The organism is Neisseria sp. HMSC070F02, from assembly GCF_001814225.1.
Taxonomy (GTDB): Bacteria; Pseudomonadota; Gammaproteobacteria; order Burkholderiales; family Neisseriaceae; genus Neisseria; species Neisseria meningitidis.
Genome location: NZ_KV815349.1, coordinates 1 through 3,360 on the forward strand (window position 1 = coordinate 1; position 3,360 = coordinate 3,360).

At 47.8% G+C, this 3,360-nt stretch carries 3 protein-coding genes, 2 tRNA genes and 1 pseudogene; all 6 read right to left on the reverse strand.

All coding sequences use genetic code 11. From position 1 onward, the window contains the following. Window positions 1-76: 76 nt before the first annotated feature. A tRNA-Ser gene (locus HMPREF2959_RS00620) sits at window positions 77-166 on the reverse strand. Window positions 167-243: 77 nt separating this feature from the next. Then, window positions 244-334, reverse strand: a tRNA-Ser gene (locus tag HMPREF2959_RS00625). An 82-nt stretch (window positions 335-416) separates the two neighbouring features. Then, entirely contained in the window at window positions 417-1,196 is a 780-nt protein-coding gene (gene yaaA / locus HMPREF2959_RS00630; protein ID WP_002243462.1) for a peroxide stress protein YaaA, read from the reverse strand. Window positions 1,197-1,244: 48 nt separating this feature from the next. After that, window positions 1,245-1,370, reverse strand: a pseudogene (locus tag HMPREF2959_RS13430) (IS5/IS1182 family transposase); the annotation flags it as partial. An 88-nt stretch (window positions 1,371-1,458) separates the two neighbouring features. Further along, on the reverse strand, window positions 1,459-2,646 hold the full coding sequence (gene dapC / locus HMPREF2959_RS00635; RefSeq protein ID WP_002243461.1) for a succinyldiaminopimelate transaminase: 1,188 nt from the start codon (window positions 2,644-2,646) through the stop codon (window positions 1,459-1,461). Between the two features lie 75 nt (window positions 2,647-2,721). Next, window positions 2,722-3,174: a dUTP diphosphatase gene (gene dut, locus HMPREF2959_RS00640; RefSeq protein ID WP_002243460.1), complete on the reverse strand. Its 453-nt coding sequence runs from the start codon at window positions 3,172-3,174 to the stop codon at window positions 2,722-2,724. Window positions 3,175-3,360: the final 186 nt, after the last annotated feature.

Genomic DNA, 3,360 nt, shown 5'->3' on the forward strand with positions numbered 1-3,360 from the left:
GGAGGGAAAGGAATTTTGCAAAGGTCTCAATCTTGAACAAAAAAGAACCGCCCCGAATCAGGGCGGTTTTGTTTTGTGGCGGAAACGGTGGGATTCGAACCCACGGAGGATTTGCACCCTCAGCGGATTTCGAGTCCGCTGCATTCAGCCTCTCTGCCACGTTTCCGATAATGCAGTAAAACCAAATAAAAATGCCGATGCTTTATGCTACTTCATTTTTATTTGGTTTTTGACCTCAAGGATTGGCGGAAGCGGTGAGATTCGAACTCACGGAGGGCTATCAACCCTCGACGGTTTTCAAGACCGTTGCATTAAACCGCTCTGCCACGCTTCCGTCTTCTTGAAGATTAGGAATAATAATGAAATTTATACATTTTGCCAAGCACTTTTTTCGGAAAATACTTAATTTATTGTTTTCACTTTATTTGTTCCGAACGCATAAAAACCCATTCGCTTTCATTTGAAGCCGCGTCATTGAATGCGTAGCCTTCGTAATTAAAATTTTTCAGCATTTCAGGGTCGGTAATATGATGTTCTGCCGCATAGCGCACCATTAATCCGCGCGCGCGCTTGGCATAGAAACTGATGATTTTATATTGACCGTTTTTTTCGTCTTTAAATATCGGGGTAATCAGCCGCGCCCGAAGTTTTTTCGTGTTGACGGACTTGAAATATTCCTGTGAGGCAAGGTTGACAAGCGTATTGCTGCCTGCTTGGGCAAGCGTGTCATTTAAAAGGTTGGTAATGATGTCGCCCCAAAACTCATACAAATTCTTGCCGCGCAAATTGGCAAATGCCGTCCCCATTTCCAAACGATAGGGCTGTATCAGGTCTAACGGGCGAAGAAGACCGTACAGACCGGACAGCAGGCGGACATGGTTTTGCAGATAGCGTATCTGTCCAATATCCAATGTGTTTGCATCCATACCTTCGTAAACATCGCCGTTGAACATAAAGACCGCCTGTTTGGCGTTTTCCGGCGTAAACGGCGTGTTCCATTCTGCATTGCGCTGCGCGTTTAAGAGGGCAATTTTGTCGGAAACGTGCATCAGTTCGGCAATCTGTTGCGGCGCAAGCTCGCGCAACTGCTGCATTAGAATGTCGGACTCTGCCAGCAGGTCGGGTTGGGTAAACTCGCTGACAGGGGCAGGGTCTTTTTCATTAAGGTTCTTCGCAGGGGAAAGGACAAAAAACATAATCTGCTCGGTATTGTGTCAAACACGGGGATTTTAAGTTTAAACGTGTTTGCGGGCAAGCCGATTAAAAGTGAAGTATAGTGGATTAAATTTAAACCAGTACAGCGTTGCCTCGCCTTGCCGTACTATCTGTACTGTCTTCGGCTTCGTCGCCTTGTCCTGATTTTTGTTAATCCACTATAATTACCGTTATAGCAAATTCAACCGTAAAATATTGAAAAATGCCGTCTGAACAAAAGTTCAGACGGCATTTTTTTATTCTTTACCGATATAGGGAAACAATGGTTTCCGCAGCTTTGACACAAGTTGCGACATCGGCAACCAAAGCGATACGGACATAACCTTCCCCGGGATTGCCCTGTTCGGTATCCCGTGCCAAAAAGCGTCCGGGCAATACTTGGATAGCGGCTTTTTGCCATAAATTGCGTGCAAATGCCAAATCGTCGCCATCGGGGACTTTCAACCAGATGTAAAACGAGGCATCCGGTAATTTAACATCAAATACCTGTTGCAAAATGGGAATAACGCGCTCAAATTTTTCCTGATACAGGCGGCGGTTGTCGATAACGTGCTGTTCGTCATCCCAAGCGGCAATACTTGCGCGCTGCACGGGAATGCTCATTGCACTGCCGTGATAGGTTCTGTAAAGCAGAAAGTTTTTAAGCAGTTCGGCATCGCCGGCGACAAAACCGGAACGCAGGCCCGGAACGTTGGAACGCTTGGACAAACTGGTGAACATAAGCAGTTTTTGCCTGCTTCGACCCAACTGTGCAGCGGCCTGCAGGCAGCCTAAAGGTTTGTTGCCGTCGAAATAGATTTCGGAATAGCATTCATCCGAGGCAATAATGAAACCATATTTATCCTGTAAATCAAAAACTTCTTTCCATCCATCCAAATCCAGTACGCTGCCGCTGGGGTTGTTGGGCGAGCAGACGAACACCAGTTTGGTGCGTTTCCAAACCTCTTCGGAAATACTACGCCAATCGGGGTTGAAAGACGGCGCGGGGCAATTGGCAAAATGGATTTCACCGCCGCCCAAAAGTGTCGCACCTTCGTAAATCTGATAAAAGGGATTCGGGCTGACAATTGCGGGTTTGATGCCGTCTGAAACAGGGTTCAACACGGTTTGAACAAAAGAAAACAACGCCTCCCTACTGCCTAAAACCGGCAGAATTTCATTATCCGCATCCACTGTCAAGCCATCGTAACGGCGTTTTAACCAGTTTGCACACGCCTGACGCAGTTCAGGCAGACCGGCCGTCAGCGGATATTTTTCCAACTCGTGCAATGAGGCGGTCAGCGCATCCGTAATGACTTTCGGTGTCGGATGTTTCGGTTCGCCGATGTGAAGGGGGACGGCTTCCAGACCTTCGGGCGCGGAAATGCCCTGCATCGCTTCACGCAGTCGGGCAAAGGGATAGGGTTTGAGTTGGTTGAGTAAGGTATTCATGATTTTCTCCGGTTGTCGGTATATCGGAAGATATGCCGTCTGAACCTAACGTGCCCTTCAGACGGCATTTTATATTCAATGCAAACCCGTACTGCCGAAGCCGCCCTCACCCCGGCTGCTTCCGACAAATTCCTCGACACGTTTGAAACGCGCCTGCACGATTGGCACGACAACCATCTGCGCGATACGCTCAAACGGTTTGACAGTAAACGGTTCGCTGCTTCTGTTCCATAACGACACCTTCAATTCCCCTTGATAATCGGAGTCAATCAAACCGACCAAATTGCCCAAAACAATGCCGTGTTTATGCCCCAAGCCGGAACGGGGCAGCAAAACGGCGGCATATGCGGGATTCGCCAAATAAATTGCCAAACCCGTCGGCACAAGAAACGTTTCACCCGGCTGCAAAACGACTTCCTCATCCAAACAGGCGCGCAAATCTAAACCTGCAGAACCCTCCGTTGCATAGGCAGGGATAAAATCCGCCATCCTCTCGTCCAATACTTTCATTTCTACTTCAATATTCATCGTCTTGCTCCTGCATACGGCCGATTTCAAAGATGGGAGATTATACACAAGCCGTGTTTACGCTGAAACACGGCAAATCGGTTTTGTTTTGAAATCCGTTGCCAGTGTATAATGCCCGCCCTTCCCGTTATGAAGACGAACATTATGCACACACTAAGGCAATTTATCGGGAATGACTGAAACTCA